The organism is Kocuria sp. HSID17590, assembly GCF_003989485.1.
In the GTDB taxonomy this organism is placed as follows: domain Bacteria; phylum Actinomycetota; class Actinomycetes; order Actinomycetales; family Micrococcaceae; genus Kocuria; species Kocuria salsicia.
On record NZ_RBMB01000024.1, the window covers coordinates 1 to 25,264 of the forward strand.

At 71.1% G+C, this 25,264-nt stretch carries 20 protein-coding genes, 3 tRNA genes, 1 pseudogene and 1 riboswitch; of the genes and pseudogenes, 9 read left to right on the top strand and 15 right to left on the bottom strand.

Features of this window, described 5'->3' with window-relative positions:
* Positions 1-42: 42 nt before the first annotated feature.
* Positions 43-837: an ABC transporter permease gene (locus D8M39_RS09235; RefSeq protein ID WP_055085984.1), complete on the top strand. Its 795-nt coding sequence runs from the start codon at positions 43-45 to the stop codon at positions 835-837.
* A 108-nt stretch (positions 838-945) separates the two neighbouring features.
* Here D8M39_RS09235 and D8M39_RS13235 read toward each other — a convergent pair whose 3' ends face one another.
* From D8M39_RS13235 to D8M39_RS09255, 4 genes are all read right to left on the bottom strand, one after another.
* Positions 946-2,574: an ABC transporter permease gene (locus D8M39_RS13235; RefSeq protein ID WP_238694033.1), complete on the bottom strand. Its 1,629-nt coding sequence runs from the start codon at positions 2,572-2,574 to the stop codon at positions 946-948.
* A gap of 35 nt (positions 2,575-2,609) precedes the next feature.
* Entirely contained in the window at positions 2,610-3,416 is an 807-nt protein-coding gene (modA, locus tag D8M39_RS09245) for a molybdate ABC transporter substrate-binding protein (protein WP_055085988.1), read from the bottom strand.
* Positions 3,416-3,817 (bottom strand): molybdopterin-binding protein, encoded by a 402-nt coding sequence (locus D8M39_RS09250; RefSeq protein WP_055085990.1) that lies wholly within the window; start codon positions 3,815-3,817, stop codon positions 3,416-3,418. Before D8M39_RS09250 ends, modA begins: the two co-directional genes overlap by 1 nt.
* Before the next feature lie 328 nt (positions 3,818-4,145).
* Entirely contained in the window at positions 4,146-4,928 is a 783-nt protein-coding gene (locus D8M39_RS09255) for an enoyl-CoA hydratase (protein WP_055085992.1), read from the bottom strand.
* A gap of 243 nt (positions 4,929-5,171) precedes the next feature.
* On the opposite strand from D8M39_RS09255, the gene nadE reads away from it, so the two are divergent.
* On the top strand, positions 5,172-5,999 hold the full coding sequence (nadE, locus tag D8M39_RS09260; RefSeq protein ID WP_055085994.1) for an ammonia-dependent NAD(+) synthetase: 828 nt from the start codon (positions 5,172-5,174) through the stop codon (positions 5,997-5,999).
* Positions 6,000-6,110: 111 nt separating this feature from the next.
* On the opposite strand, the gene nhaA is transcribed toward nadE, so the two are convergent.
* A complete protein-coding gene (gene nhaA, locus D8M39_RS09265) occupies positions 6,111-7,469 on the bottom strand; it encodes a Na+/H+ antiporter NhaA (protein ID WP_083482546.1) in 1,359 nt (452 codons plus the stop codon).
* Between the two features lie 125 nt (positions 7,470-7,594).
* Positions 7,595-7,733, top strand: a riboswitch (TPP riboswitch).
* A gap of 43 nt (positions 7,734-7,776) precedes the next feature.
* Between nhaA and D8M39_RS09270 the strand changes: the two genes are divergently transcribed.
* Both D8M39_RS09270 and D8M39_RS09275 read left to right on the top strand, forming a co-directional pair.
* Entirely contained in the window at positions 7,777-8,541 is a 765-nt protein-coding gene (locus tag D8M39_RS09270; RefSeq protein ID WP_094393187.1) for a 3-oxoacyl-ACP reductase, read from the top strand.
* 1 nt (position 8,542) lies between these two features.
* Entirely contained in the window at positions 8,543-9,970 is a 1,428-nt protein-coding gene (locus D8M39_RS09275; protein WP_238694034.1) for an LLM class flavin-dependent oxidoreductase, read from the top strand.
* Between the two features lie 180 nt (positions 9,971-10,150).
* Here the strand turns inward: D8M39_RS09275 and D8M39_RS09280 are convergent, their stop codons facing one another.
* Positions 10,151-11,410 carry a phosphatidylserine/phosphatidylglycerophosphate/cardiolipin synthase family protein gene (locus D8M39_RS09280; protein ID WP_126874873.1) on the bottom strand — a complete coding sequence of 420 codons (1,260 nt, stop codon included), beginning with the start codon at positions 11,408-11,410 and terminating at the stop codon, positions 10,151-10,153.
* Positions 11,411-11,562: 152 nt separating this feature from the next.
* On the opposite strand from D8M39_RS09280, the gene D8M39_RS09285 reads away from it, so the two are divergent.
* Together D8M39_RS09285 and D8M39_RS09290 are read left to right on the top strand one after the other, a co-directional pair.
* Positions 11,563-12,369: an exodeoxyribonuclease III gene (locus D8M39_RS09285; RefSeq protein WP_055086002.1), complete on the top strand. Its 807-nt coding sequence runs from the start codon at positions 11,563-11,565 to the stop codon at positions 12,367-12,369.
* A gap of 2 nt (positions 12,370-12,371) precedes the next feature.
* A complete protein-coding gene (locus D8M39_RS09290) occupies positions 12,372-13,382 on the top strand; it encodes a hypothetical protein (RefSeq protein WP_055086004.1) in 1,011 nt (336 codons plus the stop codon).
* 112 nt (positions 13,383-13,494) lie between these two features.
* On the opposite strand, the gene D8M39_RS09295 is transcribed toward D8M39_RS09290, so the two are convergent.
* A complete protein-coding gene (locus D8M39_RS09295; RefSeq protein ID WP_055086006.1) occupies positions 13,495-14,490 on the bottom strand; it encodes a hypothetical protein in 996 nt (331 codons plus the stop codon).
* 200 nt (positions 14,491-14,690) lie between these two features.
* Here D8M39_RS09295 and D8M39_RS09300 point away from each other — a divergent pair, with 200 nt between their 5' ends.
* Positions 14,691-16,574 (top strand): glycoside hydrolase family 13 protein, encoded by a 1,884-nt coding sequence (locus D8M39_RS09300; RefSeq protein ID WP_055083582.1) that lies wholly within the window; start codon positions 14,691-14,693, stop codon positions 16,572-16,574.
* Between the two features lie 194 nt (positions 16,575-16,768).
* Here D8M39_RS09300 and D8M39_RS09305 read toward each other — a convergent pair whose 3' ends face one another.
* The 5 genes from D8M39_RS09305 to D8M39_RS09325 form a co-directional block, all read right to left on the bottom strand.
* The gene (locus tag D8M39_RS09305; RefSeq protein ID WP_055083580.1) at positions 16,769-17,239 is read right to left on the bottom strand and encodes a hypothetical protein; all 471 of its coding nucleotides are present in this window, start codon (positions 17,237-17,239) and stop codon (positions 16,769-16,771) included.
* Positions 17,240-17,432: 193 nt separating this feature from the next.
* Positions 17,433-17,505: transfer RNA gene (locus tag D8M39_RS09310), tRNA-Phe, on the bottom strand.
* Between the two features lie 75 nt (positions 17,506-17,580).
* Positions 17,581-17,654 (bottom strand) — tRNA-Asp (locus tag D8M39_RS09315).
* A gap of 89 nt (positions 17,655-17,743) precedes the next feature.
* Positions 17,744-17,816, bottom strand: a tRNA-Glu gene (locus D8M39_RS09320).
* Between the two features lie 164 nt (positions 17,817-17,980).
* Positions 17,981-18,928: a universal stress protein gene (locus D8M39_RS09325; protein WP_055083578.1), complete on the bottom strand. Its 948-nt coding sequence runs from the start codon at positions 18,926-18,928 to the stop codon at positions 17,981-17,983.
* 160 nt (positions 18,929-19,088) lie between these two features.
* On the opposite strand from D8M39_RS09325, the gene D8M39_RS09330 reads away from it, so the two are divergent.
* Positions 19,089-20,450, top strand: coding sequence for a D-arabinono-1,4-lactone oxidase (locus tag D8M39_RS09330; protein ID WP_238694035.1), 1,362 nt, complete (start codon positions 19,089-19,091; stop codon positions 20,448-20,450).
* 189 nt (positions 20,451-20,639) lie between these two features.
* On the opposite strand, the gene D8M39_RS09335 is transcribed toward D8M39_RS09330, so the two are convergent.
* Positions 20,640-22,058 carry an FAD-dependent oxidoreductase gene (locus D8M39_RS09335; RefSeq protein WP_094393194.1) on the bottom strand — a complete coding sequence of 473 codons (1,419 nt, stop codon included), beginning with the start codon at positions 22,056-22,058 and terminating at the stop codon, positions 20,640-20,642.
* 232 nt (positions 22,059-22,290) lie between these two features.
* On the opposite strand from D8M39_RS09335, the gene D8M39_RS09340 reads away from it, so the two are divergent.
* A complete protein-coding gene (locus tag D8M39_RS09340) occupies positions 22,291-23,751 on the top strand; it encodes an NCS2 family permease (RefSeq protein WP_174233414.1) in 1,461 nt (486 codons plus the stop codon).
* A 72-nt stretch (positions 23,752-23,823) separates the two neighbouring features.
* On the opposite strand, the gene D8M39_RS09345 is transcribed toward D8M39_RS09340, so the two are convergent.
* A complete protein-coding gene (locus tag D8M39_RS09345) occupies positions 23,824-24,768 on the bottom strand; it encodes a spermidine synthase (protein WP_126874874.1) in 945 nt (314 codons plus the stop codon).
* Between the two features lie 160 nt (positions 24,769-24,928).
* Positions 24,929-25,222: pseudogene (locus D8M39_RS09350) on the bottom strand (MTH1187 family thiamine-binding protein); the annotation flags it as partial.
* Positions 25,223-25,264: the final 42 nt, after the last annotated feature.

A 25,264-nucleotide genomic window follows, 5' to 3' on the forward strand; every position in this document is an offset into this window, starting at 1 on the left:
TGTACCAGCCCGGGACACGTCCGTCCGAGAGGAGCCCCACGCATGAGCAGCGCAACCACCACCACCGCCCCCTGGGAGCACACGACCGTGCAGGGCCGGGGGCTCTCCTTCCTGACCCTGCTGCGCGTGGAGATCCGCAAGCAGGTGGACACCCGCGCCGGCCGGGGTCTGCTGACCGTGATCGCGGGGCTGACCGTCCTGGCGCTCGTCGCGATCTTGTGGGCGACCGCGGGCACCGGGGCCGAACTGTATGGACTGTTCACCGCCACCATGAGCCCCCAGGGACTGCTGCTGCCCGTGCTCGGCATCATCACGGCGTGCAACGAGTGGAGCCAGCGCACCGCCCTGATCACGTTCACCCAGGAGCCCCGCAGGTTCCGGGTGGTCCTCGCCAAGCTCCTCGCGGCCATGGTGCTCGGCACCGTGGCGGTCGCGCTCGCGTGTGTGCTCGCTCCGCTGGCCCACGTCGTCTCGATGGGCATGGCGGGTCAGCCCGTGTCCCTCGACATGACGTGGAGCCAGCTGGGCGGCGCGTGGCTCTCGCAGATGCTCGCAATCCTGATGGGTGTGGCGTTCGGTCTGGCGCTGCTGTCCGTGCCGCTGGCGATCGTGGCCTACTTCGTCCTGCCCATCCTGTTCACCAGCGTCACCATGCTGTCGCACACCCTGGCGAACCTCGGCCCGGGGATCAACATCACGGTGGCCTCCGCGCCGCTCGCGGAGGGCCTGGACCTGACCGGCGCCCAGTGGTCCCAGCTCGGCACCGCGAGCCTGCTGTGGATCGGGGTGCCCCTGCTGATCGGGATCTGGCGTGTGCTCACGCGCGAGGTGAAGTAGGGCGCCGCGCCCTCTCACTGCACCGACGAGGACCGGCTCCCGCCCTGCTCAGGGTGGGGACCGGTCCTTCTCGTCGGGTCTGTCCGCGGTCCGTGGTCTCCCGGACGGTCAGCGGGCCGCGACGGACCCCGCCCGCTCCATCCGCACCACCTGGTCCGCGAGCTCCGCCACGTCCTCGTCGTCGTGGGTGATGAGCACCGCCGTGCGACCTTCGAGGACCCTGCGAAGCACCTCCCGCATGTGCGGCCGGGCGGCCACGTCCAGCGCGCTCATGGGCTCGTCCAGCAGGATCACGCGCGGGTCCGCCGCGAGCACGCGGGCGATCGCCACCCGCTGCGCCTGGCCGCCGGAGAGCTGCGCCGGGGTGCGCTCGGCGAACTCCTGCGCCCCCACCTCGCTGAGCCACGCCAGGGCACGACGCCGCGCCGTCGCCTTCCCCGCGCCCCTCGCCCGGGGCCCGAACGCCACGTTCTCCAGCATGCTCAGGTGCGGGAAGAGCAGCGGTTCCTGCGCCATGAGGGCGACGCCGCGGCGGTGCGCGGGCACCCACGCGGCCCGTCCGGAGGCGGGGGCGTCCACCACGCGGTGGTCCCCCACCGTCACGGATCCGCGGTCCGGGGCGAGCAGTCCGGCGACGATCCCGAAGACCGTGGACTTGCCGACGCCGTTCGCCCCGATGAGCGCCGCGGTGGCACCGGGCGCCACGGTGAACTCCGCGGTCACGCGCCGTTCCTCGTGAGCCACATCGACCCGCAACCCATACGGCTCGGGGGCGGCGTCCCCAGCGGCCAGCTCAATATCCGCACCATCCCACGGCACACCGGGCACTTCCGCAGCGCTCCGGCCCTCGCCCGCCACCGCGGGCTGCGAACCACCCAGTTCTGCGGTCGGCTTCTGAGGCTCGGTGCCGGTCGGTGCCGCGTGCGAACCGCCCACCTCCGACGTCTCATCCCGCCCGAACCAGTGGGTGAGGTGGGTGCGGAAGCCGGCGCCGCGGCGTCGTCGTGAGGGAGCACTGAGACCGACCACGAGCAGCGCGACCAGGACGAGCAGCAGGGAGAGGGCGACGGCGGCGTCCGGATCCGTCTCGCGCTGGAGGTAGATCTCGAGCGGGAGCGTGCGGGTGACGCCCTGCAGGCTGCCGGCGAAGGTGAGGGTGGCGCCGAACTCGCCCAGGCAGCGCGCGAAGGACAGCGCGGCGCCCGAGAGCACCGCGGGCAGCGTGAGGGGCAGGGTGACGCGGAAGAGCGTACGTGTGGGGGAGGCGCCGAGACCGGCCGCGACCTGTTCGTAGCGCGTGCCGGTGGTGCGCAGGGCCCCCTCGAGCGAGACGACCAGGAACGGCAGCGCCACGAACGTCTGCGCGAGCACCACCGCCACCGTGGAGAAGGCGATGTCCACGCCCAGCAGCCCCAGCGGGCGGCCCAGGAAACCCATGCGGCCGAACGTGGAGAGCAGCGCGATGCCGCCCACCACCGGCGGGAGGACGAGCGGCAGCAGCACCAGCGAGCGCAGCAGCGTGAACCCGCGGGCGGTGGAGCGAGCCAGCACGAGTGCGAGCGGACACCCCAGCACCAGGCACAGCCCGGTGGAGACCACGGCGGTGCGCAGGCTCAGGGAGAGGGCCTCGATCGAGGACTCGCTCGTGAGCAGCTCGCCCAGGTGGAGCCAGTCGATGCGCAGCAGCATGCCGACCACCGGCAGGAGCACGAGCAGCGCCCCTGCCGTGGCCGGCACGAGAACCCACCGGGGGGTCGCGGAGAACCCGCGGGTCACGGGGTGCCGAAGCCCGCGTTCTTCAGGACCTCCTGGCCGCGCTCACCCTTCACCAGCTCCACGAACTCGTCCGCGAGCTCCTTCTGGGGAGCGTCCTTCAGAGCCACGACGGGGTACTTGTTGACCGCCTCGTCCGTCTTGGGGATGTCGATGGACGTGACCTTGTCCCCCGCGGACTTCGCGTCCGTCACGTACACGATCCCGGCGTCCGCCTGACCGGAGGTCACCTTGCCGAGGACGTCCGTGACCGCGTTCTCCTGGCTGACCGGCTTCAGCGTGACGTCGTTGGCCTTCTCCACCTTCTCGGTGGCGGAGCCGCACGGCACCTCGGAGGCGCACGTGACCAGCTTGACGTCCTTGTCCACCACGTCCTGGAACGAGGTGATCCCGGCGGGGTTGTCCTTGGGGACGACCAGGGTCAGCACGTTCGTGGCGAAGATGCTCGGCTCACCCGCCGCGAGGTCCTTGTCCGTCAGCTTCTTCATGTTCTTCTCGTCCGCGGAGGCGAACACGTCAGCGGGCGCGCCCTCGATCAGCTGCTGCACCAGACTCGAGGACCCGCCGTAGTTCACGGTCACGTCCACGCCCGGGTGGTCCTTCTCGAAGTCCTTGGACAGCTCGTCGAACGAGTCCGTCAACGACGCCGCCGCGGAGACAGTGAGCTTCTTGTGCTCCCCCGAGGACGACGACGCCTCCCCGCTGCCCGATCCCCCGCCGCAGCCCGTCAGCACCAGCAGACCCGCCGCGGCCACCGCGGTGACCGCCCCGAGCTTCGACACAGCACTCCTGGTGAACCGTCCCATCAGTTCTTTCCCTCCGTCTCGACGATCACCGCGGTGGACTTCACCACGGCCGTGGCCACGGACCCCGGTGCCAGCCCGAGGTCCTCCACCGCCTCCGTGCTCATCAGCGACACGATCCGGTGCGGGCCGCACTGCATCTCCACCTGGGACATCACAGGGTCCGACTTCACGGCCGTCACCAGCCCCACCAGACGGTTGCGGGCCGAGCTGCGCACGTTCGCGGGGTCCTGCGGCTGAACCGCACTGCGGCGCGCGTACTGGGCGAGCTCCGCCCCGTCCACCACGGTGTGCCCGGCCTCGTTCTTCTGCCCGGTGAGCGTCCCCTGCTCGATCCACCGCCGCACGGTGTCGTCGCTGACACCCATGAACGAGGCGGCCTGGGCTACACGGAGAAACGTCATGCCGCCATGCTAGGCGCAGATGCGGATCGATCCGGGGAATGCAGCCGCGTCTGCGGAACAGGCTCATCCCCCTGGAACGCCAGCCCCGCCGTCGCCCCCGCTGCGGCCCTGTAAAAACTGAGCAAACGCACCAGGAGCGCCCGATTTCCGCGCTTGCTCCGTTGTTGCAGCGCCTCGGGGATGACGACGACGCCGCGCCCCGGCGAGCGCGGCAGCTCACCGGGGCGCGGCGTCGTCGACGGGTAGGGCCTGGCGCGTGTCCACCCACGGGCCCAGCCGGCGCGGCTCACCCGCCCAGGACGGGGCTCACGCGTCCGAGGTCAGCACCTCACTCGTGCGAGAAGTTCGCCTTGCGCTTCTCGGCGAAGGCCGCCATGCCCTCCTTCTGGTCCTTCGTGGAGAACAGCCCGTGGAAGACCCTGCGCTCGTACTGCAGGCCGGCGGCGAGGGTGGTCTCGTACGCGGCGCTGACCGTTTCCACGGCGTGCTGCGTGGCGGGCTTGGACATGCCGCCGATCTTCGCGGCGACCTCCAGTGCGGTGTCCAGCAGGGAGTCGGCGGGGACCACGCGGGAGACGAGTCCGGAGCGCTCGGCCTCCTCGGCGTCCATCTGGCGGCCGGTGAGGATCAGGTCCATGGCCTTGGCCTTGCCCACCGCGCGGGTGAGCCGCTGCGTGCCGCCCATCCCCGGGATGACGCCCAGGGTGATCTCCGGCTGCCCGAACTTGGCGGTGTCCGCGGCGAGGATGATGTCGCACATCATTGCGAGCTCGCAGCCGCCGCCGAGTGCGTAGCCCGCGACCGCCGCGATCTTCGGCGTCCGCAGCCGCGCGAAGCCGTCCCACGCGGCGAAGTAGTCCTCGCGGTACATGTCCGAGGCGGTCTTGGAGCCCATCTCCTTGATGTCCGCGCCGGCGGCGAAGGCCTTCTCGGACCCGGTCAGCACGATCGCCCCGATCGCGGAATCGCGGTCCAGCTCGGTGGCCGCGGCGACGACGTCGTTCATGGTCTGCTCGTTCAGCGCGTTCAACGCCTTGGGGCGGTTCAGGGTGATGACGCCCACGCGCCCCTCGCGGCGGACCAGGATGGTTTCGTAGGTGTTTTCGCTCATGTGGTCAGCATCTCACGACGACGCCGTTCGCCCGCCGTGTGCGGCCGGTCCGGTTCGCGGGCGGGGCCCGCCCGGCGAGAGCCTCCACCCCTCACCAGCCTGCCCGGGAGACGCGGGCCCGGTGCCGCGGCCCGCCGCCAGGGCAACCGGCGTGTGGCAGGGCGCGGGCGGCGTCGTCGTCAACCCCCAGAGCCGGGGCGAAACCGTCACGCGCCGGAAACACGCGCTCGCTAGCATGGCCGCATGCGTGAATTGCAGGCACAGATCATTGCCGAGCTCGGCGTCTCCCCGCGGATCGACCCGGAGCGGGAGGCGGCGCGGCGCGTGGACTTCCTGGCGGACTACCTCCGGGCGACGCACACCAAGGGGTTCGTGCTGGGCATCAGCGGCGGTGTGGACTCCACGCTGGCGGGCCGGCTCGCGCAGCTGGCCGTGGAGAAGCTGCGCGAGGACGAGGTGCCCGCGGAGTTCGTGGCCATGCGCCTGCCCTACCGCACGCAGCACGACGAGGCCGATGCCCAGGCCGCGCTCGCCTTCATCGAACCGGACAGGGTGGTCACGTACGACGTCGCTCCGGCCGTCGACGGGTTCGAGGCCGCCTACGCCGCGGCAACCGGCGAGCAGCTCACCGACTTCACGCGCGGCAACACCAAGGCGCGCGTGCGGATGACCGCCCAGTACGCGGTGGGCGGGGACCACAGCCTGCTCGTGATCGGCACGGACCACGCCGCCGAGTCCATCACCGGGTTCTTCACCAAGTTCGGGGACGGCGGCGCGGACCTGCTGCCCCTGGCCGGGCTGAACAAGCGGCAGAACCGGCAGGTCCTGGAGTACCTGGGGGCCTCCGAGCAGCTCGTGGGCAAGGTCCCCACCGCGGACCTGCTCAACGACAGCCCCGGACGCACGGACGAGGACGAGCTGGGGCTCACGTACGAGAACATCGACGACTACCTCGAGGGCAAGGACGTCCCCGCGGAGGTCGCGGAGAAGCTCGAGCAGATCTACCTGCGCTCCCGCCACAAGCGCACCGTGCCGGTCACCCCGGCGGACTCGTGGTGGCGCGAGGGCTGAGACCGTTCGTGACCGGTGCCGACGACGCCGGGCGCGTTCGCCACGACGCATCGCCCGACGAGGGCTCCGGCTTTCCGGGGCCCTCGTCGTACGCCGCCGTGGCTTGGGTGCCTACGCCTGGACGGCGTCCTTCCCGGGCACAGGCAGAGGTGCCTGGCGGTAGCGCCGGTTGCGCCACGCCAGCAGCGCACCCGCCAGGACGGCGGCCAGGACCGACGCCGTCAGGATCGCCACCTTCGCCTGGTCACCCGCGTCCGCGGCGGGGTCGAAGCTGAGTTCCGAGATCAGCAGGGACACCGTGAACCCGATGCCCGCGAGCAGCGCGATCCCGAGCAGGTCGATCCACCGGATCGAGGGGTCCAGCCTGCCGCCCGTGAGCCTGGTGGTGAGCCACGTGGCACCCATGATGCCCAGCGGCTTGCCCAGCACGAGCCCCGCGACGATGCCGAGCGTGACGGGGGCCGCGAGCGCCGTCGTCAGCCCGCCCCAGCCGCCCACCGCGACACCCGCGGAGAAGAACGCGAAGACGGGCACCGCGAACCCCGCGGACAGCGGGCGGACCCGGTGCTCCAGGTGCTCGGCCAGCTCCACGGGCTCCGCGGAGTTCTTGGCCGCCATGACCGGCACCGCGAAACCCAGCAGCACGCCGGCAACCGTGGCGTGGATCCCGGCCTCGTGGACGAGCGCCCACGTGACCACGGCCAGCGGCACCAGGATCACCCACGCGGCCCACGCGCGGTGCGCGAAGAAGCGAGGGAACCGGTGCGTGAGGACGGCGAACACCGCGAGCGGGACGAGCGCCAGGAGCAGCGGCGGGACGCTGACCCCCTCCGTGTAGAAGACCGCGATGATGGTGATCGCCAGGAGGTCGTCCACCACGGCGAGCGTGAGCAGGAACAGCCGCAGCGCGGGCGGCAGGTGCGAGCCCACGATCGCGAGCACGGCCACCGCGAAGGCAATGTCCGTGGCGGTGGGGATCGCCCAGCCGCCCAGGGTCTCGGGGCTCGCCAGGTTCACCGCCGCGTAGATCAGGGCGGGGACGACGACGCCGCCCACGGCCGCCGCGATCGGCACCGCCGCCTTCCCGAGGTCCCGCAGATCCCCCGAGACGGACTCCCGCTTGAGCTCCAGCCCCACCAGGAAGAAGAAGATCGCGAGCAGACCGTCAGCGGCCCACGCCCCGAGGCTCAGGCGCAGGTGCCAGGGCTCGTAGCCGACCTCGAGGTCCCGCAGGGCGAAGTAGCTCTCCGCAAAGGGTGAGTTGGCCCAGACAATGGCGAGGGCCGCAGCGGCGACCAGGAGGATTCCCGCGACGGTCTCCCTGCGGAGAGCGGTCTGGAGGCGGGAGAAGGGGCCGCCGGACGCGGGGTCGTGCGTCAACGGGTCCTGCACTGCGGAGTCGCTCGTTCCGGCGGTCTCGGGCAGAGCCGTGGCAGGGGTGTCATGTGTACGGGGGTGGTGCGAGGGCATGGAGGTCTCCACTGTCGACGGGCATCACTTGCACTTCGCCGACCAGACTTCCCGGCACACCAGCCAGCAAGGGTAGCAGTCGCGGCGCGCCCGTTCCCGCCGGAGCGCCCTCTGGCTACACTGGCCCCAGTGACACGGGGTGCCGTTGCCCGTCCCGCTCCGTCCGCCCGTCGAGGCGTTCGGAGCAAGGACCGCAGCGGCTGAGATGACACCCGTCGAACCTGTCCAGTTAGTACTGGCGAAGGGATGTCACGGGGCCCGCAGCAGTGGCGCACCGCTTTCTTCGCCGTGAGCCACAGGAGTGAGCATGCGGATCGAGAACACCATCGTCCTGGTCACCGGCGGAGCCCGCGGGCTGGGGGAGCACCTCAGCCGGGCCTTCGCCCGGGAGGGCGCGCGCGTCGTCGTGAACTACCACTCGAGCGAGGAGCGGGCGAACGCGCTCGTCCAGGAACTCGGGGAGGACTGGGCCCTGGCCGTCTGCGCGGACGTGACCGACGCCCAGCAGGTCCGGGACATGGTCGCGCGGGCGCGGGAGCACTTCGGCGCACCCATCACGGTGGCGGTGAACAACGCGCTGGTGGACTTCAGCTTCAACGGGGACGCCCGCCCCACCCTGGACACCCTCACCGCCGAGAACCTGACCCAGCAGTTCGAGGGCGCCGTGGTGGGCGGTCTGAACGTGATGCAGGCGGTGGTCCCGGGCATGGCGGAGGCGGGCGAGGGCCGGATCATCAACATCGGCACCAACCTCTTCCAGAACCCGGTGGTCCCCTACCACGACTACACCGCGGCCAAGGCGGCCCTGCTCTCCCTCACGCGCACCGCCGCGAAGGACCTCGGCCCGCAGGGCATCACCGTGAACATGATCTCCGGCGGTCTGCTGCGCACCACGGACGCGAGTGCGGCCACCCCGGACGAGGTCTTCGACTTCATCGCCGCCGGCACTCCCCTGGGCCGCGTGACCACCCCGGAGGAGTTCGCGGACACCGCCCTGTTCTTCGCCTCGGACTGGTCCCGCGGCGTCACCGGGCAGAACCTGGTGGTCGACGGCGGGCTGGTGGTGGACTGACATGGCGGCACCTTCCGAGCACGACGACGCCGCTTCGCCCGGTCCCGCTCGTACCGCACCCGCGGGAGACGAGCCGTCGGCAACCACCCACGAATCCGATCCGGCGCCGGAGACAGCGGCTGCGGCGTCGTCCGCGGGCAGGCCCGGCCGCCAGCTGCATCTCAACGCGTTCCTCTACGGCGCGGGCCACCACCAGGCCGCGTGGCGTGCGCCGGACTCCTCGGTGGAGCGCCTCACCGACATCACCTACTACGAGGAGCTCGCGCAGCTCGCCGAGCGCGGCCTGTTCGACGCCGTGTTCTTCGCGGACGGGCACAGCGTGGGACCCGTGGCGGACGGCCCGCACTGGGCGCTGGAACCGCTGACCACGCTGTCCGCGATGGCGCGGGCCACCGAGCGCATCGGCCTGGTGTGCACGGTGTCCTCCACGTTCTTCACCCCGTTCCACGCCGCACGGATGCTCGCATCCCTGGACCACATCTCCGGCGGTCGAGCCGGGTGGAACGTGGTGACCTCCATGTGGGACGCAGAGGCCCGCAACCACGGCTACGCGGCCATGCCGCCCAAGGACGAGCGCTACGAGCGGGCGCGTGAGTTCGTGGAGGTGGCCCGCGCGCTGTGGGCCAGCTGGGACACGGACGCCGTCACCGCGGACCGGGAGGGCCAGTGGGCGGACCCCGCCAAGCTGCACCCCGTGAACCACGAGGGTCGCCACTTCCTGGTGGACGGCCCGCTGACCGTCCCGCCGTGCCCGCAGGGCGAGCCGGTGCTGTTCCAGGCGGGCGCGTCCGGACCGGGCAAGGCTCTGGCCGGAGATGTTGCTGAAGGCATATACGCGGTGGCGTACGACCTCCCTGCCGCGCAGGAGTACTACGCGGCCGTGAAGGCCGAGGTGAGCAGGGCGGGGAGGGACCCGGACGCCGTCGTCGTGATGCCGGGACTCGTGACCTACGTGGGCCGCACCCACGAGGAGGCCCTCGCCAAGCAGGACCGCGTGGACCGGCTGCTGCCCGTGGAGCAGTCCCTCGCGCAGCTCTCCACGTTCGTGGAGCAGGACTGCTCCCAGTGGGAGCTGGACGCGCCCGTTCCCCCGCTGCCGCCCCTGGAGAAGTTCACCGGTCCGCAGGGGCGCTACGGCACCATCCTGCGCATCGTCGAGGCCGAGAACCCCACCGTCCGGCAGCTGCTCGGGCGCCTGGCCGCCGGCGGCGGGCACTGCACCATGGTGGGCACGCCGCAGAGCATCGCCGACCAGATGCAGGAGTGGCTGGAGAAGGGTGGTGCGGACGGCTTCAACCTCATGCCGCCCGTGCAGCCGGACTCCCTCGCCGATTTCGTGGACCTCGTGGTCCCGGAGCTGCAGCGCCGCGGCCTGTTCCGCACCCAGTACACCGCCACCACGCTGCGCGGTCACCTCTCGCAGGTCTGAGCCGGGCAGGACGACGCCGCCGCGCCCCGTTCGTGGGGCGCGGCGGCGTCGTGCGGAGACGAGCAGGCGGATCCTGGCTCCGGGTGGAGGCCCGGGTGGAGGCGCAGATCGGGCCCCGGCGACGAGGCGACCGGCGTGGGTGCCGGAACGCGGCGGCGTCGTCCCCTCAGGTCTCCCGGATCACATCAGGGGCCGCAGCGGCGCGAGCACCACCTCGGCCACCCGCGCCATGGGGTGGCGGTCACGCCACGCCGGCGAGGTCAGCTCGTCGCAGTGTGTGCTGTCCGAGAGGAAGACCTTCTCCATCTCCGCGGCGAAGTCCTTGTCCACGATCTCCACGTTGGTCTCGTAGTTGAAGGACAGGGAGAGCCGGTCCAGGTTGGCGGTGCCCACGGTGGACCACTCGCCGTCGATCGTGGCGGTCTTGGAGTGGATCATGCACGCCGCATACAGCAGGATGGTCACCCCGGCCTCCAGCAGCTGGCCGTAGAAGCCCCGGGAGACCCAGTCCGCCACGATGTGGTTCGAGTCCTTGGGCACCATGATCCGCACGTCCACACCGCGGCGGGCGGCGGCCAGGAGCGTGTCCAGGATCTGCTGGTCCGGCACGAAGTACGGGGTGTTGATCCAGATGTGGTCCCTGGCCCGCTCGATCGCGCTCAAGTACATGCCGCGGATGGGATACACCAGCTGGATGGGGAGGTTCGGCGAGACGCGCACCTCCGGATCCCAGTTCTTGGGCGGGATCCACTCGATCGCGTGCTCCGGGGCGCGGTCCTCGTTCCACACGGCAGCGATGGCGTTGCGCAGTCCCCACACCGCCGGGCCGATCTCCCGGATGTGGGTGTCGCGCCAGCGCCGGGAGTACATCGAGCCGATGTTGAAGCCGCCCACGAAGCCGATGTTGTCGTCCACCACCAGGATCTTCGAGTGGCACAGCCCCGAGAAGCGCAGGGGGCCCTTCCAGAACGGACGCCGCACCGCGGGGACGCGGAAGACGTCCACCTTCTCGGAGAACCGGTAGAACGAGTGCGGCACCACGGTGTTCGCGAACCCGTCGTAGATCACGAAGACCTTCACGCCCCGCTCGGCCGCACGGTTCATGCCGTCGAGGAAGCGCTGCCCGATCTCGTCGCCCTTCCAGATGAACGTCTCCATGTGGATCGAGCGCTCGGCACCGTCGATCGCCTCGAGCATGTCCTCGTACACGTCCTCACCGGAGGTGTAGACGGTCATTGCGGAGTCCTGCACCTGCGCGGTGTACGTGCCCGGGCGAGGAGCATCACGCTGCTTGCGCCCGCGCTGCTTCCACCAGTCGACGCCCGCGAGGGACGCAACCACCACGGCCTGCGCCCCGAGCAGCGAGGCCGCCCCCACTCCCGCGGCCTTGAGGATGATCCGACGTTCCCTGATCTCGGCTAGCGCCCGCATTGCGTTCATGACGCCACAGTAGTGCCGCTCACCCCGCAGCCACCACGGTTTCGGGGGCGCCGCCTGGAAGTCGTCCTGGATCCGAGGGTGCGCGGCCCTCCCGACGACGACGTCGCACGGCCGGTTTCTCAGGGCCCGCGCGGGTGGCTACCGTGGGGAGCATGAGAATCGCCACGTGGAACGTGAACTCCATCCGTGCCCGCGCCGACCGCATCGAGGCGTGGCTCGACCGTTCGGACGTGGACGTCCTGGCCATCCAGGAGACCAAGGCCAAGGACGAGAACTTCCCGTGGGAGCTCTTCGAGTTCGCGGGCTACGAGGTGGCGCACTTCGGCGTGAACCAGTGGAACGGCGTCGCCATCGCCTCCCGCGTGGGGCTCAAGGACGTGGAGCGAACCTTCCCTGACCAGCCCACGTTCGGCAAGCCCGGCCAGGAGCCCGCCCAGGAGGCCCGGGCGATCGCCGCCACGTGCGACGGCGTGCGGATCTGGTCCCTCTACGTGCCCAACGGGCGCGGGCTGGAGGATCCCCACATGCCGTACAAGCTCGAGTGGCTGCGGGTGCTCGAGGGCCACGCCAGGCAGTGGGTGCAGGACGATCCGGACGCGCAGATCGCCCTGGTGGGCGACTGGAACGTGGCCCCGCGGGACGAGGACGTGTGGGACATCCAGCTCTTCAAGGACGGCGGATACACGCACGTCAGCGAGCCGGAACGCGCGGCGTTCAACGCGTTTGTCGAGGACGCCGGCTACCAGGACGTAGTCCGGCCCCGCCATCCCGGCCCCGGTGTCTACACCTACTGGGACTACACACAGCTGCGCTTCCCCAAGAAAGAGGGCATGCGCATCGACTTCCAGCTGTGCTCCCCCGCCCTGGCCGCTCGGGTGACGGACGCGTGGATCGACCGTGACGAGCGCAAGGGCAAGGGCGCGTCCGACCACGCACCCGTCGTGATCGAGATCGACTGACCGTGCCCCTCCTCAACGTGGGCAGCGCGTACCGCAGCGTCACCGGTTCACCCATCCGCTTCGCCCTGCGGATCTACGTGCCCCAGCAGGAGCTCGACGCGGCCTACGCCCCTGGCATCCCCCGCGCCATGGACCCGTTCACGGCCGGGGTGCACGAGTTCTCCGAGCAGCTCGCCCGGCTCGCCGACACCACCCAGCCCCTGCTTCCGCCCGCACACGAACCGCTGTGGACCATGCCGTTCTCCACCGCACCGGCCGGGGCGCGGCGTGTGGCCTCGGGCCGTGGGGGGGACTTCCCGGTCTTCCACCCCGCCCAGCGGCTTCGACGCTCCCTGCGCCTGTTCACCGCCGCCGAGGACGAGAACAGCGCCCAGCTGCTCCCCCTGCTCGTTCCCGAGAAACAGGTTGAGGCGGCCGCCAAGGCCACTTCTCGTGAGGCGTTCCTGCCCGTCTACACGCGGGAGTCCGCCTACGTGGTGCCCCTCGCGTGGTTCGCCGCGTTCGAGCCCGAGGACCACGTGTCCTCCCACCACTCGGGCCACGAGGTGCACCGGTTGATAGTCCCCGCGGACACCGCCGCGGCCCGGGTGGCTGGGGCCGCCCGGGCCGTGGAGGACGCCGCCCGATCCGTCACGCGGATGCCACGCTCCTCCGGGGCCGCCCGGGGCCAGGCCGGCGAGGACCTGTCCAGGGAGGATCCGTCCGGTGAGAATCCTTCCGGGGCGGGCCCGTCCGACGAGGTCGGAGACGTCCCCGAGGAGGCGCAGCAGGCCGCCGCGTTCGCCCAGGACCTCGCCCGCCTCGGACGCTGGTTGGAGGCGTTCAGCCCCGCCTCCGTGCTGAGCCTGGACTACGGCTCCGTGGCGGACCGGCTCCAGCCGGACGAGAGCCCCCGGGACATGTCCGACGCCGTGGAGCTGCTGCGCGACGGCGACTTCGGCTCCGCCACCGCGGCGCTGCGCCGCATCTTCGTGCGCTGGGCCCCGCTCGCCCACCTGCAGCAGGCGAACTGACGCGCGAGAGGCGGCGAAGCGACGTCGTCACCGCCCCTCTACCCCGTCAAAGTGCAGCTTTTGACACAAATCGGCCCCGAAGTGTCGATTGCTGCACTAAATGTGTGCCCTCTCAGCCACAGACCCGCTTCAGATGACCCAGCCACATCTCTCGACGCAGAGGCATCTTCAGGTCATCCCAGGTGATCACCCGTACATCCCACCCGGCGTCGCGGAGCAGCGTGAGCCTGTGCATCTCGTCCCGGTACTGCTGGACTTCTCGGGCGTGGACGGCGCCGTTGTACTCCAGGGCAACCCCTGCACCGTCCCCCACGCCGGGCCAGGCCAGGTCCAGGACGAATCTCTGCCCCGCAACCTCGACCTCGTGGTTGAGGATCGGTTCAGGCAATCCGCTGCGCACCGCGATCAGACGAGTGAGCGTTTCAGCCGGGGACCAGCACGGGGACCGCGCGTCCTCCCAGGCTCGGCGCAGCCGCACCGCGCCGTAGGAGCGCGGGGGCAGCTGGTCGAGACATTCCTGGACGCGCTCCGGCGGGAAGACACACCGTTTCGCGGTACCAGGACAACCGAACTCCGTGGAGATGAGCGCGTCCAAACACGCGGTGATGCGCCAGGGTGCCAGATCCCGGGAGATCACCGCCAAGGATTCCACGGGATGAGCCACAGCGCTCGACCACGGCCCGGGCAGGAGTGCGAGCCCCTTCGATGCGCCTATCCTGATGCCCTCCTGACGTGTCTGCACACGCGCATCCCGCCAGAAGAGGTGCACGCGCTGGCGCTGGGCGGCCAACCCGGCCGGTGACACCGGTGCCGTGCTCCCCAGCAGGCGTTCGATCCAGGGGTCGGTTCCCCCGACCGGAAGTTGCAGCAGCTCGAGCCCGTGGACCCCGCCCACGGCCAGCCGTGCGCCGGGACGACCCAGGTGCTTTTGCAGCAGCACGGCTCGTTCCATCGGAGACGGCGGAGTTTCCCGGACCACCCACAACCCCCTCGCCAGCTGGTGCATGTGTGGTTTCTTCGCCACGCGGGATGCGACGCCACCAGCTTCAAGGGTGGTGATCACGGTGGGTTCCGGGCCGAACAGGAGGGGCCTCTGGTGGTACAGCATGTCCGGACTGTAGGTGCTACCGCGTGCGCTCAGACCGGTTGTCCACAGTCTGGTGAGGACGCCTGCCGTTTTTAGTGCAGCTTCTGACAGATGCGGGACCTCAAACGTCAGAAGCTGCACTTTCGACAGAGGGTGGCAGCAGAGGGGGCGGGCGGGCAGAGGGCGACAGCGGGGGCGGGGCCCGGCGTAGCCTGGGGCACGTGTCTTCTTCGCGAGCAGTTTTCTCAGCCCCGGCCGGTTCAGAGTGGTGGCGCGACGCCGTCATCTACCAGGTGTATCCCCGCTCCTTCAAGGACTCCAACGGGGATGGCATGGGTGATCTCGGCGGTGTCACCGAGAAGCTGCCGTACCTCAAGGACCTGGGGGTGGACGCCGTCTGGCTCTCCCCCTTCTACCTCTCGCCGCAGCACGACGCCGGCTACGACGTCGCGGACTACCGCACCGTCGATCCGCGCTTCGGCTCCCTCGAGGACTTCGACCGCATGCGCGAGGAGGCCCACCGGCTGGGTCTGAAGATCATCGTGGACCTGGTCCCCAACCACACCTCCGAGGACCACGAGTGGTTCCAGGCCGCTCTCGCCGCCGGCTCGGGCTCACCCGAGCGCGAGCGCTACATGTTCCGCGAGGGCACCGGCGAGAACGGCGAGCTGCCGCCCAACAACTGGAAGTCCCTCTTCGGCGGCGCCGCGTGGTCCCGCGTGCCGGACGGGCAGTGGTACCTGCACCTCTTCGACTCCTCGCAGCCTGACCTGAACTGGGAGAACCCGGAGGTCTGGGAGGAGTTCCGCGCCATCCTGCGCTTCTGGCTGGACCGCGGCGCGGACGGCTTCCGCGTGGACGTGGCCCACGGCATGATCAAGGCGGACGGCCTGCCGGACTGGGACGAGCAGGTCCACATGGTCGAGGGCACGGACGCCTCCGAGGACGACGACGCCGCGGCCACCCGCCCCACGGACGTCGCCTCGGCGTCGTCCGCGGATTCCGGGAACGACGACGCCGCTGAGCCCGGTCCTGAGACGGTCGGCGCCGAACAGGGTGTCCCCGCACAGGGCGACCCCGCGGCTGGTAGCGCCGGGGGCGCCGTCGCCCCCGCAGCCGACGCCGAGGAGGACGCCCCCGCCAAGACGATGGACACCGGCCCGTACTTCGACCAGGACGGCGTCCACGAGATCTACCGCGACTGGAACCGTGTGCTGCAGGAGTACCCGGGCGAGCGGATGCTGGTGGTGGAGGCGTGGGTGGGCCCGGCGTCGCGGCTGGCACGCTACGTGCGGGAGGACGAGGCGCAGCAGGCGTTCAACTTCGACTTCCTGGTGGCCGGGTGGCACCGGGACCGCATGCGGGACACCATCGAGACCTCTCTGCGCGCGAACGCCGAGGTGGGCGCGCCGTGCACGTGGGTGCTCTCCAACCACGACACGGTCCGCCACCCCTCCCGCTACGGCCTGAGCTCGCGCACCGCATACCCCAACGGCATCGGCGCGCAGGACGAGCAGCCCCACCACGGGCAGGGCCTGCGCAGGGCCCGGGCCGCCGCGCTCGTGGAGCTGTCCCTGCCGGGGTCGGCGTACGTGTACCAGGGGGACGAGCTGGGCCTGCCGGAACACACCGAGCTTCCCGACGAGGCCCGCCAGGACCCCACGTTCCACCGCACCCTGGGCGCGGAGCTGGGGCGCGACGGCGCTCGCGTGCCTCTTCCCTGGTCCCCCGTGGGCGAGGGGCTGGGTTTCGGTCCCGCTCCGTGGCTGCCCCAGCCGGAGTCCTTCGCCGAGATCACGGTGGACCACCAGCTCGGTGATCCGCAGTCCACCCTGAACCTCTACCGGAGGGCCCTGCGGCTGCGCCACGAGCTCGGCCTGGGGGCCACCGGCTTCGCATGGCATCCGCTGAGCGAGGACGAGCAGGGCATCCTCGCCTACGTGCTCCCGCGCGCTGAGGGCGACATCCTGGTGGCCGCCAACCTGGGCGAGTCCGCCGTGGGCTTCGAGGAGCTCTCCCGCGGCGAGCTGCTGCTCGCAAGCGGTCAGGACGCCGTGGTGGGTGACCGCCTGAGCGTGGACAGCGCGGTGTGGCTCAAGCTCTGAGCGGCTGACGCGGCGCGCACGGCCGGGCGGAAGGCAACCCCTCCGCCCGGCCGCACTCATGCGCAGGACCCGTGCCGGACCTGCACCGTACGCACACGGCGCGTGTACCTGCCCACGGCGCAGAGGGGGCTCGTGACCCTCCCCCACGCGGACGGGGGTTCCGAGGCGAAGCGCTCGGCGGGCACCTGTGCGGCTCAGCCGGACGGCGTGCTCGCGCAGTTGGCCTGCAGCCACGACTCCGCGGGGTCCAGGGCCCGGTGCAGCCGTACGGCCTCGCGGGGCTGGAGGGTGTCGCCGGCGTCGTCGAGGATGGACTGGACGTCGTCGAACGCCGGTCGCACGGCGTCCGGGAGGTGGTCACGCACGGAGGTGAGAGAGTCGCGCGCCTGGCCGAGGGCGCCGTCGTCCCCCTCGTCCCCGTCGCCGTCCTGGTCCGTGAGGGGCAGCAGCTCCAGCCCGCTGTAGGCCTCGGCCACGTCGAAGCAGGTGGTGGTGTCCGTGTGCCCCTGGGGGGTCGCCGCCGCGGCCGAGGGAGAGGGCGAGGAGGAAGCGGGGACCAGGTCGATGGTCGTGGCCTGGGTCCTGTGGACGCTGCACCCGCTCACCAGGGCGGCGACGACGAGTGCCGTCGCTCCCGCGCACAGCGCTCGCGCTCGCTGGTCCATGCCCGGTCCCTTCCCACGTTCCCCGCTGCCCGGAGGCCCGCTCGTTCACGTCCGCCAGGTTCGGCGACGGAGCGGGGTCCGGTGGGCCCCACGCTAGGGCGCGAACCTCCGTGCAGGCTGGGGGTGGGGTGGCCGGCAGATGTGCCCGGGAGTGAGAAGAACCCCCGCGTGTAGAAGCCACGCGAGGGTTCAGTGGCTCCGACCGGCGTCGATCCGGTGACCTTACGATTTTCAGTCGTACGCTCTACCAACTGAGCTACAGAGCCAGGCACACGCCGGGGTGAAACCCACGGTGATATGCCGCGACGGCGCGAAAAGTTGCCTTTTCATCGCCGCCTGAGCGACCCTGACGGGACTTGAACCCGCGACCTCCGCCGTGACAGGGCGGCGCGCTAACCAACTGCGCTACAGGGCCTTGATTGTTTCCAACGAGAGAAGATCTTACCAGGACAACCGACTCACTGTGCAAATCGGCGCCCCCGCGGGAGCCCCCGTGGGAAAACGTACCCCCAACGGGATTCGAACCCGTGCCGCCGCCGTGAAAGGGCGGTGTCCTAGGCCGCTAGACGATGGGGGCCAGAACCTCCTCCGAGTGGTGACAGGCCACCCCTCGGACGATGGACCGTCAGTAGCTTAGAGGGAAGGTGCCGTCTTTCACAAACGGGCCGTGAGCCTGCGGAGCCCGCAGCGGGAGCCCTGTGACGACCGCGCGCTCCGGCTCCCTGCCCGGCCGCGGACGGTTCAGATGCCCAGGTCCGGGCGGTCCTGCAGCCGGGGGTCCTCGAAGCACGGGACGATCATGGCCGGGCCCACACAGTTGTGCAGCACGCCCTGGGACGTGGAGCCCAGCAGCATCCCGGCGAAGCCGCCGCGCCCGCGGGTTCCGGTGACCACCAGCTGGTTCTGCGCGGAACGCTCCACGAGCACGTGGATGGGAGATCCGTCCGCGAGCACGCCGGTGATCTCCAGATCCGGGAAGTGCCCGCGCAGCCACTCGACGCTGGCGTCCACCGCGTTCTGGACCTGTCCGCGCAGGTCGTCGAAGTCCACCGGGGAGGGCAGCCACACCGAGGACCCGGACTCGGAGGGCGCGGCGCACACCACGGTCAGCGGCACACCGAGCTGCTCGGCCTCCTCCGCGGCCCACAGCATGGCGGCGCTGGCCCGCTCGGAGCCGTCCGAGCCCACGGTCACGCCGTCCACGAACGCTCCGTGGCGGCTCACGTTCTCGTGGAGCCGGTACTCGGTGCCCCACTGCAGGGGGATGATCCCCACGGGGCAGTGCGCGTGCGCGGGAACGGCCGTGGAGACCGAGCCCAGCAGCCGTCCGATCAGGCCCCCCCGGCCTCGGGAGCCCAGCACCAGCAGCTGCGCGTCCCTGCTCAGCTCCACGAGCACGCCGGAGGGGTCCCCGGCCTCGACCGTGGACCGGACGTCCACGTCCAGCTCTGCCACGCGGCGTCGGGCGTCGTCCACGAGCTCCTGCACGGCGCGGTTCATGGCGGCGTCGTCGAACGCGGCGTAGCCGACGTCGAAGGTGGAGCCCCCGACCATCGGCACCGAGTAGGCGGTCACCACGTGCAGCGGCGCCCCGCGGCGGTGGGCCTCCCGGGCGGCCCAGTGCAGGGCGGCCAGGCTCTGCTCGGAACCGTCCACACCCACGACGATCTCGGCCTCACGTGCGTTCATGGTGCTCCCTCCCTGGGCAGGATGTCCTGGTTCCAGCCTAGTCGCGTGCTCCCCCGCACCGCGGAGGCGGTGAGATGATGGACGCGCCCCGGGCGTGCTCCGCGCAGCGCGCCCCGGAGGACGACATCGAGGGGCCGAACCCCCGGAACGGAGGCGAACCGTGAGCGCAAGATCCGAGCAACCCACCATGACGGCGCAGGTCAGGGGCGGCACGTGGCGGTCGTGGGGCGGCAACCTCAGCATCGAGCCGGCCGTGACCGTGCGCCCCACGGACTCGGACCAGGTGCTGCAGGTTCTCCAGGAGGCCGCCTCGCAGGGCGTGGCGGTGCGCCCCGCCGGGTCCGGGCACAGCTGCTCCCCGCTGGTCCCCACCGGGGGCGTGCTGCTGGACACCTCCGCGCTCAAGGGTCTGGTGTCCGTGGACGAGGACCGCCAGCGGGTCACCGTGTTCGCCGGGACCACCCTGCAGGAGCTGAACGTGGTCCTGGAGCAGCACGGGCTGGCGCTGGCCAACCTCCCGGACTCCTCGCACATGAGCGTGGGCGGGGCGCTGGCCACGGGCACCCACGGCACCGGGCTGGGCCAGCCGTCCCTGGGTGGGCAGGTGATCGGGCTGAGCCTCGCGACCCCGGAGGGCGAGCTGATCTCCTGCTCCGAGACCCACCGCCCCGAGCTGCTCGACGCCGCCCGGGTGAACCTGGGCGTGCTGGGCGTGGTGGTCTCCGTGACGTTCCAGTGCGTCAACGCCTTCCGGCTGCACTGCGCCGAGTTCCGCGAGCCGATCGGATCCCTGCTGGACACCATGCAGGAGCGGATGTCCGCCGCGGACCACTTCGAGTTCTCGTGGATGCCGGGCACCACCGTGGCCCACACCCGCATCCTGAGCCGGCTGCACCGCCTCCCGGACACCTACACGCGCCCCGCCTCGCCCATCTCCCGGGCGCTGCGCCGCGCGGACGACGCCGTCCTGCGCACCTCCCTGACCGCCGGGCTGGGCCGCGTGGGGAACCTGATCCCGCGCGCGGTGGGCCGGCTCAACCGGATCGAGTCCCTCGCGGAGAGCTCCCGGCGCTACACGGACGTGTCCTACCGTGTGTTCACGGTGGCCCGCCCGGTGCGCTACGTGGCCGCCGAGTACGCCCTGCCGCTGGAGGCCACCGCCTCCGCGGTGCGGGAGCTGCGCACCCTGGTGGACGCGCACGTGTACGACCTCGCGTTCCCCATGACCGTGCGCTGCTCCCCGCCGGACCAGGGGCACCTCTCCCCCGCGGGAGGCCGGTACACGGGGTGGATCAACCTGCGCCAGTACGGCCGGCGCCCCAGCCAGACCTTCCTCACCGCCGCGGAGCAGATCCTGGTGGACCACGGCGGCCGTCCCCACTGGGGCACGCTGCACACCCGCACCGCCGCGGACCTCGCACCGCAGTACCCCCGCTGGGACGAGTTCCTCGCGCTGCGCGCCGAGCTCGACCCGCAGGGCCTGCTGCTCAACGACCACACGCGCGCGCTGCTGGGCGTCTGAGCCCGGGCCCCTGAGCCCAGTTCTCTGAGCGCGGGGCGCTGAGTTCGGGTTTCGCCTGGGACGACGACGCCGCGTGGCACAGACCGCGCGCCCACGGGCCCGGACGTGCGCAACCGGGCGGGGCGAGCGCCGTCGGGCCATCCCGATCCGGCACCCACCCCGCCCGGTCCACGGACGGTGCGGAAGCGGCTACTTCCCCGCGGACTCCCCGCGGGAGACCGCAACCATCTCGTCGCGCTCCACGACCTTCACGCGTTCGCGCGGGTTGCCCTGGGCGTCCTGCGAGGCCTGGCCGAGCCCCTGCTCGTGCTCGTCGAGGGTGAGCCAGCCCTCCCACGTGGTGTAGGGCACGCCCTTCTCCTCGAGCAGCCCCACCACGGCCTCGGGCTCGGGGTTCTCGGGGTCCGCCAGGGAGGCGTGGTCCTCGATCAGGTGGTTCACGGTCTCCAGCGCGTCCGACTTGGTGGCACCGATCAGGCCCACCGGTCCGCGCTTGATCCAGCCGGTGGCGTACACGCCGGGCAACGGGGCGCCGTCGGCGTCCACCACGCGGCCCTCCTCGTTGAGGATCACTCCGCGCTCGGGGTCGAAGGGCAGCTCGGGCAGCGGCGAGCCCAGGTAGCCGATCGCGTGGTAGACGGCCTGCACCGGGTACTCCGTGTACTCGCCGGTGCCCGTGACGGAGGCGTCCCCGTTGAGGCGGGTGCGCTCCATGCGGATGGCCCGCACCTTGCCGTTCTCGTCCCCGAGGATCTCCTCCGGGGTCTGCAGGAAGTGCAGGTGCAGCCGGCGGGAGGCCGTCTTGGGCGAGCCGTCCTCGCGCCACTTCTGCAGGGTCTTCATCATGACCTTGGTCTGGTTGTTCTCCGCCATGGCCTTCTCGGAGGCCTCGTCGAACTGGAAGTCCTCGTCGTAGACCACGATGTCCACGTCACGGGACTTGGCCAGCTCCCGCAGCTCCAGGGGCGTGAACTTGATCTGCGCGGGACCGCGGCGGCCGAAGATGTGCACGTCCGTGACGGGAGACTTGCGCAGCCCCTCGTACACGTTCTCTGGGATCTCGGTGACGAGCATGTCCTCGGCGTGCTTGGACAGCACACGGGCCACGTCCAGGGCCACGTTGCCGTTGCCGATCACCGCGATCTCCTTGGCCTCCAGCGGCCAGGTGCGGGGGTAGTCCGGGTGCCCGTCGTACCAGGCGACGAAGCGGGCGGCGCCGTAGGAGCCGTCCAGGTCCGCGCCGGGAATGTCCAGCGGGGCGTCGTTGACGGCGCCGGTGGCGAAGATGACGGCGTCGTAGTGGGTCAGGAACTCGCCCAGGGTGATGTCCCGGCCGTACTCCACGTTGCCGAAGAAACGGATGTCCCCGCGGCTGAGGATCGAGCGCAGCGCGGTGACGATCCCCTTGATGCGGGGGTGGTCCGGTGCCACCCCGTAGCGGATGAGGCCGAAGGGGGTGGGGTAGCGGTCGAAGAGGTCAACGCTCACCTCGAGCTCACCCTCGCGCACCGCCTCGGTCTTGGTGATCATGTCCGCGGCGTAGATGCCGGCGGGGCCTGCACCGATCACGGCCACGCGGAGCGGGCGGCGGGTGGTGGGTGTTGTCACGGTGGCGCTGTCCTTTCGACACGCACGCGGGTCTCACGTGCTTGCTGGGGTCTTCGATCCACGGTAGTGAATCGTGGTGAGTGTTGCCTAACCTGTGCCCCCGCGGGGCCGCAACGGCGCCCATCTGCGGGGTGTGGGCGCGGGGCCGACGTAGTATTTCTACACAAAATCCGCCGTCGTCTCCGTACGGTGGGTCACGTCCGCGCTCACCCGCACGCCAGTGAGGATCCCCATGCCGTCAGCCACGCCACCAGCCACTCGCGCCGAGCCCCGCGGCGGGCTGGACCGTTTCTTCTCCATCACGCGGCGCGGCTCCACCGTGGGACGGGAGGTGCGCGGCGGCGTGGCCACCTTCATCGCCATGAGCTACATCGTGGTGCTCAACCCGCTGGTGCTCGGCTACGGCCAGGACGCCGCCGGCAACACCCTGGGCGGCGCGCGCGTGGCCGCCGTGACGGCCCTGGTGGCCGGCGTGATGACCATCGTCATGGGCGTGTGGGCCCGGTCCCCGTTCGGCATGGCCGCGGGGCTGGGCGTAAACGCGTTCCTCGCCGTCACCATCGCCACCAACCCGGGGCTCACGTGGCCCGAGGTGATGGGCCTGGTGATCTGGGCCGGCGTGATCATGGTGGTGCTGGTGCTCACCGGTTTCCGCACCGCCGTGTTCAACGCGGTGCCGGCGTCGCTGAAGACGGCCATCGTGGTGGGCATCGGACTGTTCATCGCCCTGATCGGCTTCGTCAACGCCGGGTTCGTGCGCCGCATGCCGGACGCCGCCGGGACCACCGTGCCGGTCCAGCTGGGCAGCGGGGGCCAGCTCTTCGGCTGGCCCACCCTGACCTTCGTGGTGGGGCTGCTGCTGACGGTGGCGCTGATGGTGCGCAACGTGAAGGGCGGAATCCTGATCTCGGTGGTGCTCACCACCGTCCTGGCGCACGTGCTGGAGGCGGTGGCGCCCTCCGGTTCCTCCACCGAGAGCGCGCACGGCTGGTCACTCGTGGTGCCGTCCACCCCGGACGGGTTCTTCGGCCTCCCGGACCTCTCGCTGCTCGGTGCGGCGGCGCCCCTGGAGGCGTTCAAGCAGCTCGGGGCGATCTCCTGCCTGCTGCTGATCTTCACCATCCTGCTGTCCGTGTTCTTCGACGCGATGGGCACGATGGTCGGGCTCTCCCAGCAGGCCGGTCTCGTGGCCGAGGACGGTCAGATCGAGCACGTGGACCGCGTGCTGCTCGTGGACGCGCTGGGTGCCGTTGCCGGTGGCGCCGGGTCCGCGTCCTCCAACCAGATCTTCGTGGAGTCCTCCACGGGCATCGCCGACGGCGCCCGCACGGGTCTCGCGAACGTCGTCACGGGCGCACTGTTCCTGGCTGCGATGTTCCTGACGCCACTGGTCAGCCTGGTCCCGTTCGAGGCCGTGGCCCCCGCCATGGTGGTCGTGGGTTTCCTGATGGCCCGCAACGTCGTCGACATCGACTGGCAGGACTGGGGCGTGGCCGTGCCCTCCTTCCTGACCTTCGCCGTCATGCCGTTCACCTACTCCATTGCGGACGGCATCGGCGCGGGCTTCGTCTCCTACGTCTTCATCCGCCTCGTCCAGGGCCGCGCGAAGGACATCCACCCGCTGATGTACGTGGTGGCACTGGCCTTCGTGATGTTCTTCGGCGTGGGCGTCATCGAGGGCTGGGCGGCCTGACGCCCGTTCCCTGACGACGACGCCGCTCGCGGCCTCCCCGCGCCCGTCGCCCGGGCTCCGGCGGCGACGGCGCTACGCGGCGTCGTCGCCGCCCGCCACCGGGCCCTCGGGGACCGGGTCCGCGGGCTTGTCGTGCCACGGCTGCGTGCCGGCCGCGAGCTCACGGCACCACGCGGTGTCCTTGTACTGCGCGGGCAGGGATCCGCCGAGCAGCTCGCGGGCCAGGGCGGCCGCGTCCGCCGAACCGGCCCGCGGCAGGGGCGCGTGGGAGGCGGCGAGCACCACGTTGCCGTAGCGGCGCCCCTTGAGCATCGCGGCGTCCGCCACGGCGGCCACGTGCTCGAAGACCTCCAGCAGCGCCGCGATCTCCGCGCGCGTCCCCTTGAGGTTGCGGGTGTCCCCCACGTTGAGCAGGTAGAGACCGGCCGGGGCCATCACCCGGTCCACGTGGTGCGCGAACTCCAGTGTGCGCAGGTGCCCAGGCGTCTGCTCACCGGCGAAGACGTCGCGGATCACCAGGTCCCGTGACCCCTCAGTGAGGGACTCGGTCACCGCGCGGGCCTCTCCCACCCGGATCCGCAGCAGGGGCGCGCGGGCCAGGTCCAGCCACTCGCGCACCAGGCGGGCGAGGGCGGCGTCGAGTTCCACGACCACCTGCCGCGCCTGCGGGTAGCGCCACGCGAGGTAGCGGGCCATCGAGCACGCGCCGCCGCCCAGGTGCAGCACGCGTAGCGCGGTGGGATCCAGGCGGGAAGAGACGTGCTCCTCGGCCACCGTGGAGAACCAGCGCATGTACTCGAACTCCAGCTGCTCCGGGTGGTCCGGAACGATGTGCGAGGACGGCACCCCGTTCACGCGCAGCACCCACGCGCCGGGCACGTACGTGTCCTGCTGCAGCTCCACAGTGCCGGTGTCCGTGACCCAGGTGCGCTCCACGAGACCGGGGGCGTCCGACGACGTCACCCGCGCGGGTTCAGCAGCCTGCTTCCGGTTCTTCTTCTGGCCCTTCCTGCTCACAGAGCGCGGCGAGGGGTCACTGTCGGCCGTCCGCGGACGGCTCGCTCCGCCCGGCGGCGTGCTTGCCTGCCGTCTGTCCGCCGCTCTGTCCTGCGGCGCCGTCGGAACCGCCGGAGGTGATGCCGCGGCGCTCCTTCGAGCGGCCAAGTTCGTGGCTGTGCAGCGCGGACTCCAGGCGCTCGAGCTTGCCCGTGAGCTCACCGGTGTGGCCGGGGCGGATGTCCGCCTTGAGCACGAGCGAGACGCGCGGGCCGTACTCGGCCACGGCGGCGGTGGCCTCCTTGACCACCGCCATGCACTCGTCCCACTCACCCTCGATGGTGGTGAACATGGAGTCGGTGCGGTTGGGCAGCCCGGACTCGCGCACCACGTGGACGGCCGCGGCGACGGCGTCGTGGACGGAGGCATCGGGATTGTCCCCACCGCTCGGGGAGACTGAGAAGGCAACCAGCATGTGACCAGTGTGGCACCGGCACTGCGCGGGCGCGACCCCCGC

Coding starts and splice junctions, on each gene's coding strand:
- D8M39_RS09235 (WP_055085984.1), top strand. CDS start 43: ATGAGCAGCGCAACCACCACCACCGCCCCCTGGGAGCACACGACCGTG.
- modA (WP_055085988.1), bottom strand. CDS start 3,416: ATGGGACGGTTCACCAGGAGTGCTGTGTCGAAGCTCGGGGCGGTCACC.
- D8M39_RS09250 (WP_055085990.1), bottom strand. CDS start 3,817: ATGACGTTTCTCCGTGTAGCCCAGGCCGCCTCGTTCATGGGTGTCAGC.
- D8M39_RS09255 (WP_055085992.1), bottom strand. CDS start 4,928: ATGAGCGAAAACACCTACGAAACCATCCTGGTCCGCCGCGAGGGGCGC.
- nadE (WP_055085994.1), top strand. CDS start 5,172: ATGCGTGAATTGCAGGCACAGATCATTGCCGAGCTCGGCGTCTCCCCG.
- nhaA (WP_083482546.1), bottom strand. CDS start 7,469: ATGCCCTCGCACCACCCCCGTACACATGACACCCCTGCCACGGCTCTG.
- D8M39_RS09270 (WP_094393187.1), top strand. CDS start 7,777: ATGCGGATCGAGAACACCATCGTCCTGGTCACCGGCGGAGCCCGCGGG.
- D8M39_RS09275 (WP_238694034.1), top strand. CDS start 8,543: ATGGCGGCACCTTCCGAGCACGACGACGCCGCTTCGCCCGGTCCCGCT.
- D8M39_RS09280 (WP_126874873.1), bottom strand. CDS start 11,410: ATGAACGCAATGCGGGCGCTAGCCGAGATCAGGGAACGTCGGATCATC.
- D8M39_RS09285 (WP_055086002.1), top strand. CDS start 11,563: ATGAGAATCGCCACGTGGAACGTGAACTCCATCCGTGCCCGCGCCGAC.
- D8M39_RS09295 (WP_055086006.1), bottom strand. CDS start 14,490: ATGCTGTACCACCAGAGGCCCCTCCTGTTCGGCCCGGAACCCACCGTG.
- D8M39_RS09305 (WP_055083580.1), bottom strand. CDS start 17,239: ATGGACCAGCGAGCGCGAGCGCTGTGCGCGGGAGCGACGGCACTCGTC.
- D8M39_RS09325 (WP_055083578.1), bottom strand. CDS start 18,928: ATGAACGCACGTGAGGCCGAGATCGTCGTGGGTGTGGACGGTTCCGAG.
- D8M39_RS09340 (WP_174233414.1), top strand. CDS start 22,291: ATGCCGTCAGCCACGCCACCAGCCACTCGCGCCGAGCCCCGCGGCGGG.